The organism is Gloeocapsopsis crepidinum LEGE 06123, assembly GCF_015207655.1.
GTDB lineage: Bacteria > Cyanobacteriota > Cyanobacteriia > Cyanobacteriales > Chroococcidiopsidaceae > Gloeocapsopsis > Gloeocapsopsis crepidinum.
Map to the genome: position 1 here is coordinate 22,072 of NZ_JADEWN010000035.1, position 24,865 is coordinate 46,936.

General features: G+C 42.5%; 20 protein-coding genes. 16 read left to right on the forward strand and 4 right to left on the reverse strand.

The window, feature by feature from the left end; all coding sequences use genetic code 11:
• Positions 1–157 precede the first annotated feature (157 nt).
• From nrdJ to ctpC, 5 genes are all read left to right on the forward strand, one after another.
• On the forward strand, positions 158–3,430 hold the full coding sequence (nrdJ, locus tag IQ230_RS14705; RefSeq protein ID WP_193932708.1) for a ribonucleoside-triphosphate reductase, adenosylcobalamin-dependent: 3,273 nt from the start codon (positions 158–160) through the stop codon (positions 3,428–3,430).
• Positions 3,431–3,478: 48 nt separating this feature from the next.
• Positions 3,479–3,694, forward strand: coding sequence for a hypothetical protein (locus IQ230_RS14710; RefSeq protein WP_193932709.1), 216 nt, complete (start codon positions 3,479–3,481; stop codon positions 3,692–3,694).
• A gap of 407 nt (positions 3,695–4,101) precedes the next feature.
• Positions 4,102–4,392 carry an RNA recognition motif domain-containing protein gene (locus IQ230_RS14715; protein WP_015190968.1) on the forward strand — a complete coding sequence of 97 codons (291 nt, stop codon included), beginning with the start codon at positions 4,102–4,104 and terminating at the stop codon, positions 4,390–4,392.
• Positions 4,393–4,705: 313 nt separating this feature from the next.
• Positions 4,706–5,932 carry a (E)-4-hydroxy-3-methylbut-2-enyl-diphosphate synthase gene (gene ispG / locus IQ230_RS14720; protein ID WP_193932710.1) on the forward strand — a complete coding sequence of 409 codons (1,227 nt, stop codon included), beginning with the start codon at positions 4,706–4,708 and terminating at the stop codon, positions 5,930–5,932.
• A 263-nt stretch (positions 5,933–6,195) separates the two neighbouring features.
• Positions 6,196–7,485 (forward strand): carboxyl-terminal processing protease CtpC, encoded by a 1,290-nt coding sequence (gene ctpC / locus IQ230_RS14725; protein WP_193932711.1) that lies wholly within the window; start codon positions 6,196–6,198, stop codon positions 7,483–7,485.
• A 23-nt stretch (positions 7,486–7,508) separates the two neighbouring features.
• Here ctpC and IQ230_RS14730 read toward each other — a convergent pair whose 3' ends face one another.
• Positions 7,509–7,700 (reverse strand): DDE transposase family protein, encoded by a 192-nt coding sequence (locus tag IQ230_RS14730; protein WP_193932712.1) that lies wholly within the window; start codon positions 7,698–7,700, stop codon positions 7,509–7,511.
• A gap of 162 nt (positions 7,701–7,862) precedes the next feature.
• A complete protein-coding gene (locus tag IQ230_RS14735; protein ID WP_193932713.1) occupies positions 7,863–9,941 on the reverse strand; it encodes an elongation factor G in 2,079 nt (692 codons plus the stop codon).
• 208 nt (positions 9,942–10,149) lie between these two features.
• Between IQ230_RS14735 and IQ230_RS14740 the strand changes: the two genes are divergently transcribed.
• The 8 genes from IQ230_RS14740 (at position 10,150) to IQ230_RS26715 (ending at position 17,311) form a co-directional block, all read left to right on the forward strand.
• Complete coding sequence (locus IQ230_RS14740) at positions 10,150–11,061, forward strand: tetratricopeptide repeat protein (RefSeq protein WP_193932714.1); 912 nt, start codon at positions 10,150–10,152, stop codon at positions 11,059–11,061.
• Between the two features lie 123 nt (positions 11,062–11,184).
• Positions 11,185–11,631: a MarR family winged helix-turn-helix transcriptional regulator gene (locus tag IQ230_RS14745; RefSeq protein ID WP_193932715.1), complete on the forward strand. Its 447-nt coding sequence runs from the start codon at positions 11,185–11,187 to the stop codon at positions 11,629–11,631.
• Between the two features lie 69 nt (positions 11,632–11,700).
• A complete protein-coding gene (locus tag IQ230_RS14750; protein WP_193932716.1) occupies positions 11,701–12,399 on the forward strand; it encodes a pirin family protein in 699 nt (232 codons plus the stop codon).
• Between the two features lie 168 nt (positions 12,400–12,567).
• The gene (gene wrbA, locus IQ230_RS14755) at positions 12,568–13,182 is read left to right on the forward strand and encodes an NAD(P)H:quinone oxidoreductase (protein ID WP_193932717.1); all 615 of its coding nucleotides are present in this window, start codon (positions 12,568–12,570) and stop codon (positions 13,180–13,182) included.
• A 258-nt stretch (positions 13,183–13,440) separates the two neighbouring features.
• A complete protein-coding gene (locus tag IQ230_RS14760) occupies positions 13,441–16,005 on the forward strand; it encodes an AAA-type ATPase lid domain-containing protein (RefSeq protein WP_193932718.1) in 2,565 nt (854 codons plus the stop codon).
• Between the two features lie 112 nt (positions 16,006–16,117).
• Positions 16,118–16,468, forward strand: coding sequence for a hypothetical protein (locus tag IQ230_RS14765; protein WP_228054953.1), 351 nt, complete (start codon positions 16,118–16,120; stop codon positions 16,466–16,468).
• A 41-nt stretch (positions 16,469–16,509) separates the two neighbouring features.
• The gene (locus tag IQ230_RS26710) at positions 16,510–16,938 is read left to right on the forward strand and encodes a rhodanese-like domain-containing protein (protein WP_228054955.1); all 429 of its coding nucleotides are present in this window, start codon (positions 16,510–16,512) and stop codon (positions 16,936–16,938) included.
• A 7-nt stretch (positions 16,939–16,945) separates the two neighbouring features.
• A complete protein-coding gene (locus IQ230_RS26715) occupies positions 16,946–17,311 on the forward strand; it encodes a sulfurtransferase (RefSeq protein ID WP_228054957.1) in 366 nt (121 codons plus the stop codon).
• A gap of 179 nt (positions 17,312–17,490) precedes the next feature.
• Here the strand turns inward: IQ230_RS26715 and IQ230_RS14775 are convergent, their stop codons facing one another.
• Both IQ230_RS14775 and IQ230_RS14780 read right to left on the reverse strand, forming a co-directional pair.
• A complete protein-coding gene (locus IQ230_RS14775; RefSeq protein WP_193932719.1) occupies positions 17,491–18,123 on the reverse strand; it encodes a (2Fe-2S) ferredoxin domain-containing protein in 633 nt (210 codons plus the stop codon).
• A 27-nt stretch (positions 18,124–18,150) separates the two neighbouring features.
• Positions 18,151–18,411 carry an Asr1405/Asl0597 family protein gene (locus IQ230_RS14780; protein WP_193932720.1) on the reverse strand — a complete coding sequence of 87 codons (261 nt, stop codon included), beginning with the start codon at positions 18,409–18,411 and terminating at the stop codon, positions 18,151–18,153.
• A gap of 279 nt (positions 18,412–18,690) precedes the next feature.
• Between IQ230_RS14780 and dpsA the strand changes: the two genes are divergently transcribed.
• From dpsA to IQ230_RS14795, 3 genes are all read left to right on the forward strand, one after another.
• Positions 18,691–19,248, forward strand: a complete 558-nt coding sequence (dpsA, locus tag IQ230_RS14785) for a DNA starvation/stress protection protein DpsA (protein ID WP_193932721.1) — start codon at positions 18,691–18,693, stop codon at positions 19,246–19,248.
• Positions 19,249–19,466: 218 nt separating this feature from the next.
• Positions 19,467–22,733, forward strand: coding sequence for a carbamoyl-phosphate synthase large subunit (gene carB / locus IQ230_RS14790; RefSeq protein ID WP_193932722.1), 3,267 nt, complete (start codon positions 19,467–19,469; stop codon positions 22,731–22,733).
• A gap of 952 nt (positions 22,734–23,685) precedes the next feature.
• A complete protein-coding gene (locus IQ230_RS14795; protein WP_193932723.1) occupies positions 23,686–24,642 on the forward strand; it encodes an RNA polymerase sigma factor, RpoD/SigA family in 957 nt (318 codons plus the stop codon).
• Positions 24,643–24,865: the final 223 nt, after the last annotated feature.

Here is a 24,865-nt window from a genome sequence, read left to right on the forward strand (position 1 = left end):
TAACGGCTTTGAGTTACGTACAAATCTACATGCAAAGTAGAATTACCCACTACTGCTAGCGCAAATCTTCAAAAATTTCAACGTCTTTACCACTATATACAAATGACGTATAGTCTTAATCTATCCCAAACCAACACGACGATAAATTTCCTCATCTATGGTTCGAGAGCTTGAGCGTACTAATCAAACTAGCCAGTTCCCCGAAACTGCGCCTGCTGCTAATCCCGTATTTTTCAGAACTTATAGCCGTCGCCAGCCGAACGGCAAACGTGAAAGCTGGGAAGAAGTCTGCGATCGCACGCTCAAGGGTTTAGTTAAGTTGGGTAAACTCACCGACACTGAAGTTGCTATCCTTGCTAAAATGCAGCAGCAGATGAAGGCGCTTCCTAGTGGACGTTGGTTATGGGTTGGTGGCACAGAATGGATCGAAAAGCAAGAAAATTTTTCTGGAGCCTATAACTGCACGAGTACCAACGTTACCGACTGGCGGGCGTTTGGCTTGATGATGGATCTGGCAATGATGGGTTGTGGCACTGGTGCTGTTCTCGAACCGCAATACATCAATCAACTTCCACTAATTCGCAATCGCTTAAACGTGACAATTGCTGGAGAAATTGGGATAACACCAGCTATTCGTAGGAAAGAAAATACTGAAATTCAGATTTCTGGTAACGATATCACAATCTACGTCGGTGATAGTCGTCAAGGTTGGGTGAAATCATATCAAACTCTCCTCGAACTATCCAGTGATAAACAGTTTGCTGGAGAAGTCAATGTCCGTGTCGATCTTCGTAATGTCCGCCCTGCAGGTGAACTCCTCAAAGGCTTCGGCGGTGTTGCTAACCCGATTAAGTTACCCGAACTATATCAACGCTGTGCAGCAATTCTCAACAAAGCGGTAGGACGCCAACTCAATTCAGTTGAATGCTGTTTACTGATTGATGAAGCTGCTGTTGTCGTTGTCGCAGGCAATGTCAGGCGTTCAGCTGGAATGCGTCAAGGTGACAGCGACGATGAATTATTTGCCAATGCCAAAGGTAATCTATGGCAACAAGATGAGAATGGTAACTGGCGAATCGATCCCGAACGCGATGCGCTACGAATGGCAAATCATACTCGCGTGTTTCATCGTCAACCAACTTTAGATGAATGTGTTGATGCCGTACGCAATCAATATTATTCAGGCGAAGGGGCAATTCAATATGCACCCGAAGCGATCGCCCGTGCTAACGCAGATATCTTAACAACTCCTGAACTCAAAACCGAATTTATCCAAGCTTATTCCCAAGGTAAAGAACAAGCAAGAGCATGGTTGCGCGATCGCTTTAATGAATTTCCACCTGAAGAAATCGCCCACAGATTATCAAGATATGCTCTGAATCCTTGCGGAGAAATCGTTGGCGCAAATTTCCATTGTGTCTCAGGAGAAACTTTGTTAATTACCCGCCAAGGTATTCACAAAATTAAAGATATTGTTGGCGAAGAAATTGAAATTTGGAATGGTAAACACTGGAGTAAAGTTGTTCCATTTCAAACTAATACTGACCAGAAATTATATCGAGTAGAATTTGGTGATGGCTCATATTTAGACGTGACAGAATACCATCGATTCTTTGTTAAAGATAGATTTGGTAAAAGCTATCAAGAAGTACAAACAAAAGAACTATTATCATATAGCAAATACTCAATTCATACCGAACCATTTGTAATTGAATATCAAGATGGAGAAGCTATTAATTCTGCGTATGCTTATACATTAGGAGTAGCTGTAGGTGACGGAAATTTAGATCGGAATGGCAACGCAAAGATCAGAGTATACACCAAGAAAGCTGAACTTTTAGTTTCTGGAAAAAAATCGCCTTTAAGAAACTATGATTACTTGCCTTCTTTTGTAGACATTACTGACTTAGGGTTTTCAGGAGAACTCTTATATCGTTTGAAAACACAAGCTGATGCGTTAAATATAATTGGTTCATGGAACAAGCAAGCAATTCTTGCTTTTATAGCTGGGCTAGCTGATACCGATGGTTCTAATACTCAAGGAAATGGCATTAGAATTTATATTGCTGACTACGAAAGAGCGCATCGATTACAGCTACTTTTAACCAAATGCGGACTTCAGTCATCGGTAAATATGATGGCTCGTAAGGCATCTGCAACAAACTTAGGTAAAAGAGCGCAAGATCTATATTATTTGCAGATTACTGATTGCAATCAAATTCCTTGCCAGAGATTGGATACAAGTAAAGGATGTAAGCCTACAGCAAAAGAAAAATGGCAAGTCATCAAAAGCGTGGAAGAGTTACCAGGCTATCACGATACTTATTGCTTCAATGAGCCAGAATTACATAAGGGAGTTTTTGGCAATACTTTAACTGGAAATTGCAATTTGTCTGAGATCCATCTTAATCAAATTGATCCGAATAATCAGCAAGAACAAGTAGAAGCATTTACTGCTGGAGCGCTCTCAGTTGCGACGCTATTGAATCACAAATTTATTGAACCACGCTACCAAAAATCGCGCGAGTTAGACCCAATTGTTGGTGTATCTTTTACAGGATTATTTGACTTTTTTGTTCGTGCTTTCGGTGTTGATTGGCTACATTGGTGGACAGCAGGAAGACCAGAAACACCACAAGGCTTAGAGTATAAACAAAAAGAGCAAGAATATCTTAGTAGATGGAAAGAAATTGTTCATCAGGTGATCTGGGAATATTGCGATCGCCACAACATTAAACGCCCGAACCGCTGTACGACTGTGCAACCATCAGGAACAAAATCTTTACTCACAGGTGCTTCTCCTGGTTGGCATCCTCCCAAAGCGCAACGCTTTATTCGCCGCATCACATTTCGCAGTCACGATCCTGTGGCACTAGCTTGTATTGACTACGGTTACAGCGTTGTCCCATCGCAATCGGATAAAGATGAAAATGGCAATTTGCTTAACGATCCGTTCGATCCGCGTTGTACCGAATGGTTAGTCGAGATTCCAGTGGCTGTACCTTGGGCTGATTTACCAGGTGCGGATGAAATTGATATCAGTCAATTTAGTGCGATCGCTCAAATGGATTTCTATATGCAAGTCCAAAAGTATTATGTCTCGCACAACACCTCCGCCACCATCGAACTACGGGAAAACGAAGTTGAAGCCTTGGGTACTCGCATTTACGAGACAATTCAAAATAATGAAGGCTATATCTCAGCTGCGCTGCTAGCACGATTCGACGATCATCAAACTTTCCCTCGCCTACCTTTTGAACCAATATCTAAACAACAATATGAGCAACTAATGCAACAAGTCAAAACACAACGTCGCACCAACGTTTTTCAGTCAGCGTTAATTCAATACGATGCCAAAGATTTATCAGAGGTAGGACCTGCAGGTTGTGACTCTGACAAATGTCTGTTCTCAGACCAAAAACCTAATTGAGCAGCCACGCGCTAGAATACAAAGCAATCGAGAACATAGGAAAAATATATGTTTGGAGACGAACTGAAACCAATTTTCCAGCAATTAACTCAACACCCAGGCTCTTTTTTAGGTGGTTTCGTTTCTGGCTTGTTGCGGCTAAATCTTGGAGAAGATCCAGTCAAAAGTTGGCTCGATCAACAGCTAGGTTATACCAGTTACGCATCGCCAACGAGTCAAGCACAAAATGGTAAAACTGGTCCCCAGTCAATATCAATTGAGTAATCAGTAGGTGCGATCGCACCTACTTTGCTATTAATATGGCTTTGGTTCAACCCATCACAAATATAATTTTTGCTTATAAATTATATTTATAGAGTAAAGGTAGAAAGACTTGCTACTCAAATACTTGTATTTAGACATCGTTAGAGAAATTAAACTAATACAAAACATACAGTCTTTGTAATGCAAGTAACCTTTGACAACTGAGTGGATAGGATATGATAAAACCGTATGCGTAAGTTCAGTCCTATCATTGGTTGAGTTTTAGACACTGCCAACTCAGTTGCTAGTTTTGAAATTCATCACTGGTAAATAAGACGTACTGTACTTTTGGCAAGCCTCCTTGACAAAGTTGGAAGTTGTCTTAACTTAACTGAACTTCAGCTTCTGTTCAGACTTACGTGATCGATATGACTATTTACGTTGGAAACCTTTCCTACCGCGCTACAGAAGACGACTTGAGAGCAGTATTTGCAGAGTATGGTACAGTCAAAAGAATTGTCTTGCCAACAGACCGAGAAACTGGTAGGATGCGCGGTTTTGCCTTTGTTGATATGACAGAAGATGCTCAAGAAGATGCCGCAATTACGGAATTGGACGGTGCTGAGTGGATGGGACGTCAACTGAGAGTCAACAAAGCAAAACCGCGTGAAGAAAATAATCGACGCAATGGAACTGGTATGAGGAGAAACGAGTACTAGTTACCCTTGTTACCGCTAGTGAGTAAAAGCTACATTTGCTAACACTTAACTAGTCTGTAAAAAAGCAAAGCTGCTCCGGCAAGTTATGGAACACAGACAAGATACCATAACAAGTCGGTTATTTTTATTGGAGAATTTAACTAAAGTTTCCAACAAATAACTATCTGTTGACTTTTCTTTCTTACCTACGGTAAATTATGCATTCCTTATAGTTTAAACTAACGCTGTTTTCACCAAATTTGTCATAAGTATGGCACTCTGAAGAACAGAGAGGAATATCTAAATTTTTCGCAAGTAACCAGCGAACAGCGTTATGCAAACCTTGCCTACTCCATCAACTAATATTAACCCTATCTCTGGGTCATTAACTGATACCACGATCCATCGCCGCAAAACCCGTCCGGTTCAGGTTGGCAATGTCACCATTGGTGGTGGCTATCCTGTGGTAGTGCAATCAATGATTAATGAAGACACGCTTGATGTAGATGGTTCTGTTGCTGCCATTCGGCGCTTGCACGAAATCGGCTGCGAGATTGTCCGAGTTACTGTACCAAGCATGGCTCATGCTAAAGCTTTAGCAGAAATCAAGCAAAAACTCCATCAAACTTACAAATCTGTACCACTCGTTGCAGATGTCCATCACAATGGCATGAAAATTGCCTTGGAAGTTGCTAAGCACGTAGATAAAGTGCGCATCAATCCAGGGTTATATGTGTTTGAAAAACCGAAAACGGACAGAACAGAATACTCACAAGCCGAGTTTGACGAGATTGGTGACAAGATTCGAGAAACGTTAGAACCTTTAGTCATTTCCCTGCGCGACCAAGGCAAAGCAATGCGTATTGGAGTCAATCATGGTTCGCTTGCCGAAAGAATGCTATTTACCTATGGAGATACACCTGAAGGAATGGTGGAATCTGCTTTAGAGTTCATTCGGATTTGTGAGTCATTAGATTTTCGGAATTTGGTCATTTCGCTTAAAGCATCGCGCGTTCCTGTGATGCTAGCTGCTTACCGCTTGATGGCTCAAAAAATGGACGCTTTAGGAATGGATTACCCCTTGCATCTAGGTGTAACTGAAGCGGGTGATGGTGAGTATGGTCGCATCAAGTCCACTGCAGGAATTGGTACTCTCTTAGCAGAGGGTATTGGCGATACTATCCGCGTATCGCTTACTGAAGCACCTGAGAAGGAAATTCCAGTCTGCTATAGCATCCTACAAGCACTTGGCTTACGTAAGACAATGGTGGAGTACGTCGCTTGTCCTTCTTGCGGTCGTACTTTGTTCAATTTAGAAGAGGTGTTACACAAAGTCCGCGAAGCAACGAAACATCTTACTGGTTTAGATATTGCAGTAATGGGCTGTATTGTGAACGGACCAGGAGAAATGGCAGATGCAGATTACGGCTACGTTGGTAAGCAACCAGGTTACATTTCTTTGTATCGTGGTAGAGACGAAATCAAGCGCGTTCCTGAAGCTCAAGGTGTTGATGAGTTAATCAATCTCATCAAAGCAGATGGACGCTGGGTTGAACCATAAAGATTAGGATTCAAGAGTTTTGAGTTTTGAGTTAAATCTTCTTCAATTCATAACTCAAAATTCTCAATTCATAGTTTTGCGTAGCAGCGAGAAAAACAGTAAAGTAAATTAAGAATAATGAAGGAATATTGAAGAATATTTATCCTTCGTAAATTTTTGAATTTTAGCCCCCCGACCCCTAGTATCCGAACCCTATTCACTGAGATCGTGTGTTACATTGAGCATACTTGAATTGCATTTTCCCTACGACTTTTGCAGTCACTATGGTCATTTCAAAACGTGGACTTGTTCTGGGTGCTACAGCAGCAATGCTGACAACGGTTGCAGTTGCCGGCGCGGGAATTCACTCGCGGGGTCAGGCTTTCTTTCAAGAAAGTCCTAAAGAATTAGTAGATGAAGTTTGGCAGATTATTGACCGTCAGTATGTAGACGGTACATTTAATCAAGCTAATTGGCAGGCTGTGCGCCGAGAGTACCTTAACAAGTCTTACAACAGCAAAGAGGATGCTTATAAAGCCATCCGAGAAATGCTCAAAAGACTAGATGACCCATATACTCGGTTTATGGACCCAGAAGAATTCAAGAACATGCAAGTTGAGACTTCTGGAGAACTGACCGGAATTGGTATTCAAATTGCCCAGGACGAGAAAACGAATAAATTGACTGTAATTTCTCCCATTGAAGACACTCCAGCTGCAAGAGCAGGGATTATAGCAAAAGATATCATTCTTCAGATTGACGGTCAAAGTACTGAAGGCATGGATATTAATCAAGCGGTATCTATGATTAAAGGGAAACCAGGTACTCAAGTCCGCTTGACAATTCAGCGAGAAAATCAGCAAAGAGAATTTCAAATTACACGGGCGCGGATCGAGTTACACCCTGTTCGCTATAGTCAGCAAACATCTCCAACAGGAAACTTGGGTTATATTCGCTTAACTCAGTTCAGCGCCAACGCAGCAACAGAAATGCGTGATGCCATTAGAGACTTAGAAAAACAGCAAGTTCAAGGGTATATTCTCGACTTGCGTTCCAATCCTGGTGGTTTACTGTTTTCCAGTGTAGAAATTGCCCAAATGTGGTTACAAGATGGCACGATTGTCTCTACAGTCGATCGCCAAGGAAAAAGAGACATTGAAAAATCTAGCCACCGTGCCCTGACTGATAAACCTGTTGTCGTTTTAGTTGATGGTGGGTCAGCAAGTGCAAGCGAAATTTTGGCTGGTGCTTTGCAGGATAATAAGCGTGCTGTGGTAGTAGGGACAAGAACCTTTGGTAAAGGCTTAGTACAATCGGTACGGGGATTAGGAGATGGGTCAGGTTTAGCAGTGACAATTGCTAAGTACTTTACCCCTAATGGTCGCGATATTAATAAAGCGGGTATTAATCCTGATGTAATAGTAGAACTTACCGATCAACAAAAAGAATCGCTAGTTCAAGATCGAGAAAAAATTGGCACGCCTGCCGATCCTCAATTCTCTACAGCTTTAAACGTGTTACAAAAAGAAATTGCTGCACAACGCGGTAATCGAGCAGTCGTTACGCCGCAGTAGGCTTGATAAACTGTACTTTTTATCTACATAGGTTGACACTTTCCTGCACGAATTAAACCTATCCGTCGTGCGAAGGCTTCTTCTTGGGAAGAAAAAGGTCCCCAACGATCTTTGGCTGATACATGCAGTTTGTCATCAGTGCGATCGCTTGGTACAACTTCGCAATGACCTGTTGGACGTTTAATAATAAACCAGGCTTGGGGATGGTTACTCATATACAGGTTTGGGAATCCTTTAACTTAAGCTCAATATTATGATGTGGAGGCATCTTGCCTGCTTATCTTACTAGTAAAAACTTCATAAACAAAGGGAAGGTAAAGCCTTCCCAAGCATCATTTATTTCTTGTATTGATATTTAGCTGAACTCAACATTTGTGCTAGCGATGATTATTACCATTGCTATTGCCATTACCATTAGTAGTCGAACAAACTCTTTCAGCTAGCTTTTCGGGAACTTCCTGAAGATGGTGATATTGCCAGTGGAACGAACCAACACCTAAAGTAAGCGATCGCAACTCGATGATAAAGCTGTGCATCTCAGCTTGTGGTAAGTAAGCAGTTACGTTGTCCCAGCCTTGCCAATCGCTTCTACCTTCGTAACCTAAAATCTGTCCTCGACGTCCGCTGAGAAGTTGTAGCACCTTAGAGGTAAATTCATTCGGCGTCGTCACTTCAATAGAGACAATTGGTTCGAGTAACGTAGGTTCGCCTTGCGGTATTCCTGTTTGCATGGCAATCCGTGCAGCTTGCTTAAATGCTTGTTCGGAACTATCTACACTGTGGTAGGAACCATTTGTGAGTGTAACAGCAACGTCCACAATCGGAAAGCCTAAAGGTCCATGCGCAAGATACTCGCGCACCCCTGTTTCCACACCTGGAATATACTGCTTTGGTACGACTCCACCAACAATAGTTTCCTTGAAGTCAAAGCCTTCACCCCGTGGTAATGGTTTAATTTCTAAATACACATCACCAAACTGTCCGTGACCGCCACTTTGATGTTTATAACGCCCATGTACCGAAGAAATTGGTTTACGAATAGTTTCTTTATAAGGTACTTGTGGCAAATGCGTTGTCATGGGCAAATTGTATTTGCGCCGCAAGCGATCTAACGCAACTTGCAAGTGAATTTCACCTTGACCCCACAAAATCACTTCGTGCGTGTCACCGTGCTGTTCCCAATAAAGTGCAGGATCTTCTTCTAAAAGTTTACTTAGCGCTCCACTTAGTTTTACCTCGTCATTGCGTTTTTCAGGAGTAATTGCTAATGCATATACTGGGTCTAAATGTTCAGCTTTAGGCAATTGTGATGCTAGTTCGCTATTCGCTGACAGCGTATCTCCTGTATTAATTCCTTCTAGGCGCGAGAGTGCCACAATATCGCCAGCTTGCGCTTCGGTGAGTGAGGTTGTTTGTTGTCCCATCAAGCGATAAATACCACCAGCGCGTACTCCGTTAAGGACAATTCCATCAGTTAACTTACCCTGCCAAACTCTGACTAAAGAAAGTTTGCCACCTTGAGGAGTGTAGTAAGTTTTAAGAACCTGCGCTAATGGTGCTTCGCTGTGTAAAACGACGCCGCGACGTTCTGCGGTTGTCTCTGGTGTTGGTGCTTCTCGTAGAAGTGCTTTGAGGAGCGATCGCACGCCAAAATCTTGTTCAGCAACCCCAAAAAATACTGGAACAACTAAATCTGCTCCCAATTCAAGCCGCATATCTTGGACAATTTCTTCTTGCGGCGGGTTAATTTCTTCTAGCAATTCTTCTAACAAATGATCGTCAAAGTTGGCTAATTCTTCCAACATTTCCGCGCGTGCTGCTTGTTCCTGTTCTTTAAACGCTTCAGGAAATGGAATTGGATCGCAAGCTGCCCCTGAATGATACTGGTAAGCTTGCTCGCTCACCAAGTCAATAAAGCCTGTAATTTGTTCGCCTTGCGTAATCGGATATTGATGTGGAACAATCGGTCGGCTAGAAATTGATTTTAAGGCGTGCAACATTTCCATAAAGTTGCTGTTGCCTTTGTCCATTTTATTGACGAAGACTAGGTGAGGAATTTCCCAGTCGTCTAAGAATTTAAATATTGGTGCGAGAGTCAGTAGCCTTTGCTTTGATTCGTTTGAATTATCATTCGTTGGTTCGCAAACAACAATCGCTGCATCGACTCCCATTAGGGCGTTGTAAGTTTCTTGAGCAAATTCTACCGAGCCAGGACAGTCAATAAAGTTAAAGCGTACTCCGTTATACTCTGTACTGGCAGCATTCACTTCTACACTCATGTGGCGATCGCGGGCTTCGGTTGCACTATCTCCTACCGTATTGCCATCGCGCATACTACCTTTGCGAGAAATTGCCCCAGTGACGAAGAGCAAACTTTCTAGTAATGTTGTTTTGCCACTTAAATATGGGCCGACAATGGCGACATTGTGCAAGCCCATTTTTCCTTTTTCGTTCATAAAATCCTCCTGAGCTTTGCTCATGAAAGCGCTGCATCGTTTTAATTTGAGAAGCGATAATGATGCTGTAGGAAATTATCTGTTACTTAATCTTACTATTACCTATCTTTAATCAGAGCAACAAAAATCGTAGTCTCTTGTAAGATTTAGTTTAATAAAAATTAAGCAAAACAAATTTTTATGCAACTCTTTGAACTTTTATAAAGGAATGTCAGAATTAAGATTGATCGAACTACTTTTAAAATATTTAGTAATATTCTTAATACCCGTACTAACAATATCTTCTGTTATTCAAGCGGGCTTAACTTTACCTTACTTAGCACAGACAAAGCCCCAAACGGCTGCTGATTGGGTTAATCAAGGGCTACAATTAGTACAAAAAAAACAACTTAAAGATGCGATCGCTGCGTTTGAAACAGCAACTAAACTCGACCCTAAATTAGCACCAGCATACTACAACCTGGGACTTGCTTTGCGTGAAACTGAACAGCTCCAACCTGCTGCAGAAGCATTTTACCGTGCAATTCAAGCCGATCCAAAGTTTGCTTTAGCTTATGCTAACTTGGGAGCAGTACTACTAGAAGGAAACAACCCTAAGCAAGCGCAAGACTTTTTACAAAACGCAATAGAACTTGAACCAAACTTAGGACTAGCACACTACAATCTTGGTTTAGTAAAAGAGCAACTGCAAGATTGGGAAGGCGCGATCGCCGCATATAATACAGCACTAAAATACAGCCCAAATCTACCAGAAATTACTTATCACTTAGGTGTTGTTTATCTTCAACAGAATCAAATTGAACAAGCAGCCACAGCTTTTCGCGAAGCAATTAAACTTAAACCAAGTTATGCGGAAGCTTATTACAATTTAGGTGCAATTCTATTCGGGCAAGGCAATTTACAATCCGCAATAGAAGCTTTTCGCCAATCTACCTTAGCAAATAGAAACTATGCTAATGCCTACTACGCTGCTGGGCTAGTCTATATGCATTTGGGGCAATATCAAAGCGCACAAACATTGTTGGAATCTGCTAAAACCTTGTATGCATCTCAAGGTAATTCGCAGTGGCAAAAAAGTGCAGAAGAGCTTCTACAACGTGCTAGTAGTCAAAACAATTAGCCTTTAGTAATGAGTCCACGAAGGTGGACTTAGTTTGTGTAGCAGCGAATTCATTCGCCAAGCTTGACAACCAAAGAGCAAACATGATATTTTAATATTAAATAAATCAATGTTAAACTATAAATGGGAACGCGATATCATGGTACGGAAGAGGAGGTCAGAGCATTAGACGCGTATATTAAGTTAATACGTGCAGCAGACTCAGTATCGTCGCGCATTCATCGCCATTTAGACGAAACAAACTTAACGATTACGCAATTTGGTGTACTTGAGGCACTGTATCACCTGGGTTCGATGTATCAACGCGACCTGGCTGCAAAACTCCTCAAAAGTGGTGGTAATATCACTCTGGTGATTGATAATTTGGAGAAGCGATCGCTGGTTAAACGCGAACGAGAACCTAACGATCGCCGCTGTATTAGAGTCAACTTAACAGAAGCTGGAAATCAGTTAATTAGTCACATTTTTCCGACCCATGTGGCGGCTGTGGTGGCTGAAATGGCTACATTAAGTATGTCTGAACAAGAAGAACTTGGTCGGCTGTGTCGGCGATTAGGCAAAAAAGAATAACTATTGGCACTATTTTTTATTCAATTAATTCAATATTAAACTATTTAATTTAAAACTAAGGAGGAAGTGATGATTACCCTACGTCCAGGAAGCGATCGCGGTCATGCAAATCATGGTTGGCTAGATAGCTACCATACATTTTCCTTTGCGAATTACTACGATCCAAAACACATGGGGTTTCGGGCTTTGCGTGTTATTAATGAAGACCGAGTTCATCCAGGGAGAGGTTTTGGCGCACACGGTCATCGTGACATGGAAATTCTCACCTATGTACTCGAAGGGGCACTCGAACACAAGGATAGTTTAGGAAATGGTGCAATTATCACACCAGGCGAAGTACAGCGGATGAGTGCGGGAACGGGGATTGTTCATAGTGAATTTAACCCTTCAGAAACCGACTCAGTGCATCTGCTGCAAATTTGGATCTTACCGAATCAGCAAGGACTAGAACCAAGTTACGAACAACGAATGTTTCCTTTAGCCGAAAGACAATCGCAACTGCGGTTGATTGCAGCAGGCGATGGGCGCGATGGTGCAGTAAAGATTCACCAAGATGTTGATTTGTATAGTTCGGTATTAAAAGCAGGCGATCGCTTGTCGTATCAGTTACAACCCAATCGTTACGGTTGGTTACAAGTAGCACAAGGTACCTTAAATCTTAACGGTTACGCCTTGCAAGCAGGTGATGGTGTTGCTGTCAATGAAGCTGAGTTACTCAAGATCGCTACAGATAGCGGCGCAGAAATTTTGCTGTTTGATTTGGCGTAATCAAGATTCCTGCATCAGCTGATTCGGTTGAAACCGCAGCTACACAAACAAAACCTATCTTCATAGGTTTTTAACCAATTCTTATGTTAGTCCACCTACGTGGACTTGATTTATAAAGTCGCGACTTTAGTCGCCAGGCGTCCAGCAGCATTCATTTAAGAGGTGAAAATGAAAATTCTGATTGTTTACTACTCAATGTATGGTCACACACTGCAAATGGCAAAAGCTGTAGCAGAAGGTGCAAGTCAAATTCCGCAAGCTGAAGTCATGTTACGGCGCGTACAAGAGTTTCCAGAAGTTGACAAAATTATCGATCAAAATGAGTTTGCCAGCCAAGTACGCGAACAGCAAAAAGATATACCCGTTTGTACGGTTGATGATTTGCGCGAGGCTGACGCTGTTATTTTTGGTTCCCCAACGCGCTACGGTAATATGTGCGCGCAGATGAAGCAGCTGATAGATTCGACCACACAGCTGTGGCTCAATGGTGAAATGGAAGGTAAACCAGCAGGCGTTTTCACTTCTACAGCTTCGACTCATGGCGGACAAGAGACAACGCTATTGACCATGATGGTTCCATTGTTGCACTTAGGTATGGTAATTGTTGGCGTACCTTACTCTACACCAGGGATGATTCATACTGAGGCGCGTGGCGGTACTCCTTATGGTGCTACAACGATCGCGGGCGGAAAAGGCGAGTTGCAACCTAAATCAGAAGACTTGGAAATCTCAAAAGTATTAGGTCGTCGCGTGGCTGAGGTTGCAGCTAAGGTGCGATCGTAATAGGTGTCGCATTTCCTTGCAATTGCTCACTACCACGGCTATTTTGCGGATATAGCTGTGGTATTTCTATGTTTTACTTAACTAGGCTAAAGAAAATCGCAGCACCGACGATTAAACTTAAGAGTAATAAAGGAACCCACAAATTTGGAAGATCTGCTGCAGTCATAGCTATGTTTCATAAAATGCAACGTTTGTCAGCGCGATCGCTCGTGTTTAGTTCATAATACATAAGTAAGCCGCATTATCGGGGAATCGCCAATGACATCTCCAGACACCGCGATATGGCTACAAGAACGAACGGCTTTAGGAATTCTTTCTGCTGAAGTATTGGAAGCGATCGCGCAAGTTCTTGAAGAAGTAACTTTACCAGAAAATCATCCTCTCGTCACAGAAGACACGCCTCCAGAAGCACTCTATATTCTTAAACAAGGCAAACTCGAAAGCTACCCCACTCATCAAAGCAATTTAGCAGCAGCGTGTAGTTTTCTTCCTGGATCAGTTGTTCATCTCCAGGAACTCTTGTTAGACCAACCTGCACAACGTACTATTAAAACTCTTAGTGAAAGTCACTTTTGGGTTATTCCGGCAGCGCAATTCAAACAAATTGTGGCGCGACATCCAGAAATTACACAAGTGTTTTCGCGTCAACTTATCCAAGAAGTCGCACAACTTACCTCAGCACTTTCTTACGAACAAGAACGTTCCCAAGCGCTGCGTCCTTATTTAGTTACCAAAGCACAACGCGGTATTGTAGGGACAAGTCGCTATGCAGTGCGTCTACGTGCAGTAATTCGCGAAGCTAGCATAGAACGCAAGTCAGTGTTAATTTTTGGCGAACCAGGATTAGAGAAAGATAACATTGCGGCTTTGATTCACTTCGGTTCTCCGCAGCGTAAACAACCAATTATCAAACTTAACTGTAGTATTCTTCAATCGAGTGGTGCAGACTTATTCGGTCGCGCAAGTGGTAAAGTCGGATTACTCGAATGGCTGGGAGATGGCACACTTGTTCTCAATAATATTCAAGATCTCCCTGTGGAGTTAGTTCCTTCGTTAGTACAACTACTCAAAACAGGTACATACACTCCAGTAAGTCGTTCAGGAGAACCTACTCCTGCAACTCGGACTTCTCATGCTCGGATTTTGATGATTTCTGAAAGGACTCAGTCTATAATAGAGCGCTGCGCTGGTCAAATTATCAAAGTTCCCCCACTACGAGTACGTAAAACTGATATTAAAGCTCAAGCTGAGTATTACATTAGTCTCTACAGTCGCAGTCAAGGCATTTCCAAACCAAGAATTACTCCAGAGGCGCTACGCCGCTTACAATCCTATGATTTTCCTGGTAATCTGCAAGAACTACAAAGCTTAGTAGAAAGAGCCATTATTCAATCAGCGGGAGGATCAGAACTTACTGAAGAAATTTTTTGGTCAGCCCAAACGAAGAAAAAACAATTCCGTGTCAATCTTTTAAATATGTATTCTGGATTGCGACGATTTCTGCGTAGTCCTTGGTATCCAGACAGGATTAATTACGGCTTTACTCTATGGTTTTTTGCTGTCGTTGTCATTGTCCTCTTCGTTGGTCCGCAACATCGTAGTGAGAACTTTGCCTTAAATATGTTTTGGGCATGGTGGTGGCCTTTAATATTACTTGGATTTCCGTTTCTCGGACGAATTTGGTGTGCCTTTTGTCCCTTCATGATTTACGGAGAAATAACACAAAAGCTCTCGCTATGGCTATTTCCGCGACAATTAAAATCATGGCCGCGACATCAAGCAGAAAAATGGGGTGGATGGTTTTTATTTGGATTATTTACCTTAATTTTCTTGTGGGAAGAACTTTGGAATTTAGAAGATACAGCTTATCTCTCTAGTTGCTTGCTATTGTTAATTACTGCTGGGGCGATGATTTTCTCGGCAATTTTTGAGCGTCGATTTTGGTGTCGCTACCTCTGTCCCATTGGAGGAATGAATGGGCTATTTGCTAAATTATCAATGATTGAATTGCGGGCGCAACAGGGCACTTGTTCGGCGGAGTGTACAACATATCAGTGTTACAAAGGTGGTCCGCAAAAGGGTGAAGGAATGGAAACGAATGGGTGTCCCTTGTACTCGCACCCTGCACAACTTGAAGATAACCGCGATTGTGTACTGTGCATGACGTGTTTGAAAGCTTGTCCGCACCGTTCGGTTGAAGTTAACTTGCGTCCTCCTGGAATTGAATTATGGACAACACACGTACCCCGTTCTTATGAAGTAGCGTTGTTGTTTTTGCTCTTTGGTGGAGTATTTTTGCATCGTTTACCAGAGTTGCAAGCTACTCTAGGATGGCATCTAGATTTGACGCAGTTTTTACCACATTTAGGAGTATCGTTAACTGCTTTAGTTATTCCAGCGATCGCTGCACTATCGGTATACGGTTTGATGCAGCTATTGTATTTGTTCAGCAAGTTTATCAAACAAACCAAATCTAATTTCGTTCCTAAACCTAAACCATTTACAGAGATAGCTTATGGTTATTTGCCTCTTGTGTTAGGTGGAAATCTGGCACACTACCTACGTTTAGGTTTGGGAGAGGCTGGCAGGATTGTTCCGGTAACGTTAGCAACTTTTGGCTATAGCACTCAAGGAATGCCAATTGTCATAGCGCATCCTGCTGTCACTGCATTTTTACAAGGAGTCACGTTAGTTTTTTCTGTACTGTTAACAATAGTGTTGACACACAAAATTACCCGTCAGCCGTTACGTCTGCTTTTACCGCAACATTTAGGTGCGATCGCCTTAACCACAATGATTTGGATACTTGTTGTCGGTCGGTAAGCGAGTGCGCATCAATTCGCTGCTAAATACACAAAGTCCACCTTCGTGGACTACTTTGTAAAATTTAATCCTGCATCATGGATTTATACCCTGCCTCAAGACATGAAGATCCATGAACGATAGAAATCAATATCTTTTAGAATTAGCAAAACGCAATGTCAAAGCGTATATCGCTAACCCAAAAACTAAAGCTGCAATGGTCGCAGGTTCAGTTGCAGAAGAACTGTGTGATGAGTATTCTGATTGTGACGTAAGCATTTATGACGATGAGTTACCTTCTGAAGAAGAATTACAGCTTGCGCGTCAGCAAAATCAAGGTTCAGAACGGCTTTGGATTTTAGGCGATCGCAGATCTTGCTCATCCTTAGCTTCATTGATTGCTGCAAATAAAAGCTGTAAGGAACTTGTCATGCTGGCAGTGACAAAAAGTGTACTCGATCGAGGATTAGGCGATGCTACTTAACCTCTCCTAATCTTAGCTAAGCGTGATGATAGGAAAAAGCAATGTCTCAATATGCTCACCCTGAAGTTTTAGTCGATACGCAATGGCTGATGAATCATCTCAACGATCCGACGGTGCGTGTAGTTAAAGTTAATACGAGTTCAGAGCCATACAAAAATGCTCACATTCCTGGTACAGTTTTCTGGAATATTTTTACAGATTTGTTGCTACCCAACCTTCGGATGAATCTAGATCCAACCGCTATCGAAAAATTGCTGGCGCGATCGGGAATTTCTAATGATACAACTGTAATTGCCTACGGTAGTTATCCTGGCACAGAAGCTTGGATCTTTTGGCTTTTAAAACTATTTGGACACGATCGCGTGTATGTTCTCAACGGCGGCTATCAGAAATGGGTGGCGGAAGGTTGCCCACTCGCAACTGATTTATCTAAACGTCACGCCGACTCAGTACTCTGCCAAATCTCCTGATGTTCATTTGCGAGTTCTACTGCCAGAAGTTCAAGCTTCTCTAAACTGGACAGATTGCGTGTTACTTGATGTCCGTACTTCTCCAGAGTATCGCGGCGAAATTTTCATGATGCAGCCGCCAGAAGGTACAGAACGCGGCGGTCATATTCCAGGTGCTGTCCATCTTGAGCATACTCTCATGCTCAATGAAGATGGAACGTTTAAATCAGTCGAAGAGTTACACGCACTTTATACTAGCCAAGGCATCACACCTGATAAAGAAGTATTTCCTTATTGTGCGATTGGTGGACGGTCTGCCTATACTTGGTTCGTTCTGAAATACTTATTGGGCTATCCTCACGTCCGAAATTATGACGGGTCGTGGAACGAATGAAGCCGTCTTCCTAATGTGCCAATCGAGCGATAAGCCTGATATTACGCACCACACCATTACAGATGACGAGCGATCGCGTCACCAATACAGAATCAAAAGCGTTTTTGCGCTCTTAAACTATAAATTTAAACTGAAAATTAATCTGAATTAGCCTCTTCTCAACTACTTGTTATTCTTTCTCAATTAGCAGATATCAATTGCTCTGTTGCATTCAGTGAAACTGGCTCTAGTTCTGCTTCTGGTACATTTTCACAGGAAGTTGTAAAGTGTCGGTCAATAACTTCAGGAATTTCTGCTGCTTGGATGCGGCTGTAACGGGTTTTATCGGGCATGACAATATTAGGACCTGCTTTACATTGTTTAAGGCAACCTGTACCTTTGATGGCGACTTCGTTTTCTAAACCGCGATCGCTCAACGTCGCCTGTAATGCTTGACAAACCCCTGTACCGCCCCGTTTCATACAGCTAGACTTTTGACAAACCAGAATACTTGTTTTCTTTTTACTTGGTGCAACTTTTGGAGAAACTGCGTTTTCTGGCGCTTGAGGTGTTGTACGCGTGACTTGTGCAGCTTTGAGTTTTAGTTTGCCAGTTTTTAAGTCGAGCTTGCGTTCGCCTAGTACTTGTACCCAATCACCTGGTATTAATTGTAACTCTTGCTGCCGTAGTTCTTTGCAAGGTTTAATCCAGTATTCACCCTCGGCGCTTGCTACACGCAGATATTTTAGCTTGTAGCCATCCTCTAAAATGAAATTCAAAAAGCGTCCTTCCAATGTAAATTCTGATACTTTTTTACTCTTTGATTTACCCATATTTCTTTACCTTTTATTCAATTTGTCTTAAAAATCTTGTTCCCAGCAGCACTCTAGCCAGTAGATTAAATCATGACGAGACATTTTGAATTGTCTTGATACACTCCAAAGTTGAATGGCACTGTGGACATCAATAATATGAACTCGTAATGGTTGACTAGTGGCACACCAACAAGGAATTGCCAGCTCTTGTAGTCGTTGGTAAATTTGCCACTTATCTAGACAGTTCACCTCCACCATCTCGCCAACATTCAGCCTAGCCCCTGACCCCAAGACAACTTCCTCCATAAAGCTCCATTAAATTAAATGAACCCAACCGATTGCAGCAGATTTCCTTTGTTATGTAACGCAGGAAAATTTAACTTTAAATCTAGAATACATTAACTGCGAATAATTCTCAAAACTTTTGCAAAAGAAAAGCAAAATAGGTGGTATGTGAAGCCTTTGTAAACGCTAAAGTAAAGCGATCGCAATGATCGCAGCCGTTATAGCGAATTAGAATGGTACTGGATGCTACGTTGAGCAGACTTATTCCTGCAATACAATGCTCAAAAAGAGAGGAGAAATATGGCTGAAGCTCAAACCGTATTACGTAATTTTGGGCAGGTTTACGATAACCCCGTCCTGCTAGATCGCTCAGTAACAGAGCCAATTTGCGAGGGCTTAAACGCTGCCTTAGCTAGCTTCCAGGCTTTGTATATCCAATATCAAAAGCACCACTTCGTCGTCGAAGGCGCAGAATTTTATCAACTGCATCAATTCTTCAACGAAAGCTACGACGAAGTTCAAGAACACGTCCATGATGTCGGCGAACGTCTCGATGGTATTGGCGGCGTCCCCGCTGCAACATTTAGTAAGTTGGCTGAACTATGCTGCTTTGAACAAGAACCCGATGGCGTCTTCTCTTGTCGCCAAATGGTAGAACACGACTTAGCTGCAGAACAGGCAATGATCGGTTTGATTCGCCGCCAAGCAGCCCAAGCTGAAAGTCTAGGCGATCGCGCTACACGTCACCTTTACGAAAAAATCCTTCTAGAAACCGAAGAAAGAGCATATCACTTAGCTCACTTCTTGGCTCATGACAGTCTCACATTAGGATTTATAGGTAACGGTAATAGTAACTAGTGGTTAGTTTTGAGTTTTGAGTTTTGAGTTTTGAGTTTTGAATTAAAAGAATTTCTTAACTCAGCACTCAACACTCATAATTCAGAACTCCCTTGCTCCCCTAACCCCTAGTTAAGTCATCAAATCTTGGAAAACTTGCTAAATAAACCACAATTAATAGGGGCATTGCCGCTTAAAATAATCAGGATTCAAAAATTCCTTCTCTAGGTAGAAAGACTATGCCCCGCCGCGACGATATCCATAAAATTCTATTGCTTGGCTCCGGTCCAATTGTGATTGGACAAGCTTGCGAGTTTGATTACTCCGGTACGCAAGCCTGTAAAGCACTCCGCGAAGAAGGATATCAGGTGGTGCTGGTGAACTCAAATCCGGCGACGATTATGACTGATCCGGAAACAGCGGACAGGACGTATATTGAACCGCTGACACCGGAAATTGTCGAGAAAATTATTGCCAAAGAGCGCCCTGAAGCTTTGCTACCAACAATGGGCGGTCAGACTGCGCTCAATATTGCTGTGGCTTTGTCAAAGAACGGAGTTTTGGAAAAGTATGGCGTTGAACTCATTGGTGCGAAGCTACCTGCAATCGAAAAAGCTGAAGATCGACAACTATTTAAACAGGCAATGGAGAAAATCGGAGTGGGTGTGTGTCCCTCCGGTATTGCTTCTACAGTTGATGAAGCAAGAGCGATCGCGCTCACAATTGGTAGCTATCCCCTGATTATTCGCCCTGCTTTTACAATGGGTGGTACTGGTGGTGGTATCTCATACAACCAAGAAGAGTTTGAAACAATGGCACAAGGGGGAATTGATGCCAGTCCAGTTTCCCAAATTTTGATTGAACAATCGCTATTAGGCTGGAAAGAATACGAACTCGAAGTGATGCGCGACTTGGCAGATAATGTCGTGATTATTTGCTCAATCGAAAACCTCGATCCGATGGGAATTCACACCGGAGATTCAATTACGGTTGCTCCTGCCCAAACGCTTACAGACAAAGAGTACCAGCGCCTCCGCGATGCTTCGATTCAGATTATTCGTGAAATTGGCGTAGAAACAGGCGGTTCGAATATTCAATTTGCGGTGAATCCGGTTGATGGAGATGTCATTGTGATTGAGATGAATCCCCGCGTCTCACGCAGTTCAGCTTTGGCGTCTAAAGCTACAGGTTTCCCGATCGCTAAATTTGCCGCAAAACTAGCCGTCGGCTACACGCTAGATGAAATCAAAAACGACATCACCAAGAAAACTCCAGCGTCGTTTGAACCGACAATTGACTATGTAGTCACTAAAATTCCTCGGTTTGCCTTTGAAAAATTCCCTGGTTCTGAACCTGTACTAACGACTCAAATGAAGTCGGTAGGCGAGGCAATGGCAATTGGCAGAACATTTCAAGAATCGTTCCAAAAAGCCTTGCGATCGCTCGAAACTGGACGTGCTGGCTGGGGATGCGATCGCTCTGAAAAACTTCCTAGTGGCGAACAAATTCGCGCTCAATTACGCACGCCAAACCCTGAACGAATTTTTGCAGTACGTCATGCCATGCAGCTTGGGCTAAGTACTGAAGATATTTACGAACTGACGGGGATTGATCCCTGGTTCTTAGATAAAATGCAACAGTTGCTCGACACAGAGAAATTTCTTAAGCGGACGCCCTTGGAGAAGTTGACAAAAGAGCAACTCTATGGAGTTAAGCGTCAGGGATTTAGCGATCGCCAAATTGCGTTTGCAACGAAAACAACCGAAGATGCGGTACGCGAGTATCGTAAAAGACTCAGTGTCATTCCTGTCTACAAAACAGTAGATACCTGTGCAGCAGAATTTGAAGCGTATACTCCTTACCACTACTCCACCTACGAAGAAGAATCCGAAGTTCAACCGTCGGATAAACAAAAGGTAATGATTCTAGGTGGTGGTCCTAACCGCATTGGACAAGGTATTGAGTTTGATTATTGCTGTTGTCATGCTAGCTATGCGCTCAAAGCTGCAGGGTTTGAAACAATTATGGTTAACTCAAACCCCGAAACCGTCTCGACTGACTACGATACGAGCGATCGCCTTTACTTTGAACCGCTCACCAAAGAAGATGTATTAAATATCATTGAGGCAGAAACTCCTGTAGGAGTCATCATTCAATTTGGCGGACAAACACCACTTAAGTTAGCAGTACCGTTACAGGAATATTTAAACCGCCCAGAAGTCAAAGAATCGCTTCCGACTCGGATTTGGGGAACTTCTCCCGATTCAATCGATACTGCTGAAGATCGCGAACGGTTTGAGAAGATATTAAACGAGTTAGATATTGCCCAACCACCGAATGGAATTGCACGCAGTTATCAAGATGCCCTGGCGATCGCTAGTCGCATTGGTTATCCGGTTGTTGTGCGCCCAAGTTACGTGTTAGGCGGACGGGCGATGGAAATAGTTTACTCGGATACAGATCTCGAACGCTACATGACATTTGCGGTACAAGTAGAGCCAGATCACCCGATTTTAATCGACAAGTTTCTCGAAAATGCGATTGAAGTCGATGTCGATGCGATCGCCGACAGCACAGGTAAAGTTGTCATTGGCGGAATTATGGAACACATTGAACAAGCAGGAATTCACTCAGGTGATTCAGCGTGTTCTTTACCAGCAATTTCGCTACCATCTTCGGTATTAAATAAAATCCGGACTTGGACTGTTCAACTAGCGCAGCGACTCCAAGTAATTGGATTAATGAACATTCAATTCGCGGTTGTCGGTGCTCACGGTTATAATCCTCAAGTTTATATCCTAGAAGCGAATCCCCGTGCTTCGCGGACGATTCCTTTTGTGTCTAAGACAACAGGTATTCCCCTGGCAAAAATGGCATCGTTGATTATGTCGGGCGAAACATTAGAATCACTTAATTTTACGCAGGAACCTTTGCCAAATCACATCGCAGTGAAAGAAGCTGTACTGCCATTTAATAAGTTTCCTGGTACAGACACAATTTTAGGACCAGAAATGCGCTCGACTGGTGAAGTTATGGGCATTGACAGTGATTTTGGTAAAGCCTTTGCTAAAGCAGAATTAGGCGCTGGCGAAACACTACCGCGTCAGGGTACGGTGTTTGTCTCAATGAGCGATCGCGACAAGACACTTGTTGTCCCGGTTGTCAAAGATTTCATCGATTTAGGTTTTACAGTTGTTGCGACTGACGGTACGCGGCGGGTTCTCAAAGAGCATGGTTTAGAGGTTGAATTAATTCTGAAGCTTCATGAGGGACGCCCGAATGTTCTAGATTCAATTAAGAATCAACAAATTCAATTGATTATCAATACTCCCTCTGGCGAGGAAGCCCAAACTGACGCCCGCCTAATTCGTCGCACGGCACTAGCTTACAAAATTCCAATCATCACGACAATCGCTGGTGCTAAAGCAACTGCTGCGGCTATCCGTTCTTTACAAGCAACGCCTTTGAGTGTGAAGGCAATTCAAGATTACATCAGTGCTAGGTAAGAATGGGTATATGTAGCTGAAGCGAAGGGCTGTGTACTCTATTTATACTGCGGCGGCTTGGCTGTAATTCTAAATTTACCTATCTCAGGGGACTACACAACACTCGGTTGATAAAGGTTTGGAGAACTAAGCTGTCGCATCCTTTTGTCGAATTACCATAAGTTTTACCTAGTCTATGGCTTGTTGCAACATTTAGTATTATGAAATATCTTCCCTAAAGATATAAAGAGTTTAGAAGTTTCAAGAAGTCTTTCTAAATTCTGCTGTATTATTTAACTTCAGTATTTTAGGTGTAGTAGTACTTTATGTAATTCAAAAACTCTACGAATCTCAACTGATCTCGTCATTAACAGGCTATAAGTAAGTAAAAACAAGGTAACTAAAAATACATATATATCATAACTCTCATTTTTAACTACTAAAATGTAAAAAAATGTATCTAAACCAAATTTACGGCAGAAAACTCAATTCCTGCATTAAAATAAACATTCTAAGTACAACTAGCGAAAAATTAAATCAAACTTTACAACGTTTTGTTTTCCAAGATGCAATTGTGAGAACGATTAGTAGTTAGGCTGTAGAAAAAAATCAGTCAGACTAACTTTGTAGTAACTCAGTTCAGCTATTAGATCGGTGGGGAGTACAACAGCAGCGTAAGAATTTAGCAGTTACCCTTGGAGTTCAAACACTGAAAATTAGCAACACTGGACTAATAAAGGTTACAATAGTTAACATAGGAGTATTTAAATTTAATGAAGTGGTGACAAGACAAGTTTTAGCTACTTTGTCTGGAGTTATCGTTTCCAAGGTCAAATTTTGGGGTCAAACACTTAAGTTGTTCATCATCAACAATCATTTAATCTTTGTTGAGTGTGACTTTGCACAAAAGTTGCCAGTCAATGATCGCACCATCTCGCCAAACCTTTGATTATCAATTTACTAGCGTAGTGCCATGAAGACTGCTCAGACAGCCACAGACCTCGTGCGGACTTATCTGCGAGAAATTGGTCGTGTACCACTTTTAACCCACGAGCAAGAAATATTGTATGGCAAACAAGTGCAGCGCTCAACTGCCCTGCAAGAAATTAAAGAGACTCTCAGTGTCGAGTTAAACCGAGAACCGACCATAGAAGAGTGGGCTGCAACTGCAGGGATAGAGCCTGCTGAAATTAGCAAGACGATCGCTTTAGGAGAAATTGCTAAACGAAAAATGGTAGAGGCAAATCTCCGACTAGTTGTGTCGGTAGCTAAAAAATACATCAAGCGTAACGTGGACTTGTTGGACTTAATTCAAGAAGGAACCATTGGGATGCAGCGTGGTGTAGAAAAGTTTGACCCAACAAAGGGATATCGGTTTTCAACGTATGCTTACTGGTGGATTCGTCAAGCAATTACGCGGGCGATCGCAGAAAAAGGTCGAACAATTCGGCTACCAATTCACATCACCGAGAAGCTGAATAAAATCAAAAAAGCACAGCGACAGCTATCTCAGCAACTAGGACGTGCTGCTACCATTTCCGAGTTAGCCACCGAACTGGAGTTAACTCCCAAACAGGTAAGAGAATATTTAGAACGGGCGCGACTACCATTATCTTTAGACCTACGTGTAGGAGATAATCACGATACAGAACTCGGAGAGTTGTTAGAAGATACCGGCGTTTCTCCAGAAGATTTTGTGCTGCAATCGTGTATGTCTACTGACATTGAACAGATGATGGCGGATCTGACGCCACAGCAACGTGAGGTATTGTCACTCCGTTTTGGTCTAGTCGATGGACAATCAATGACACTAGCAAAAATTGGCGATCGCCTTAATATTAGTCGCGAACGTGTTCGCCAAATTGAGCGTGAAGCCCTCACAAAGCTGCGCAAACGCAAAGCTGATATGGATCAGTACTTAGCAAGCTAGTAGGAGTGAGTGGTTAGTGGCTGGTGAAAGAGTCGGAATGTGGGAGTGTAGGAGATTTAATTATTGTTCTTTACTACCCTCATACCCGCCTACCCTTGTCTTCCCAGGGTGAGAGAATCCGTCACCGTTGTGTTCGGTTTCACCAACAACAGCAAGCATTAGAGCTTGTTACATTAGTTTGCAGAAGAAAACGATAGTTAGTTCAATTTTTAAACAGCATAGT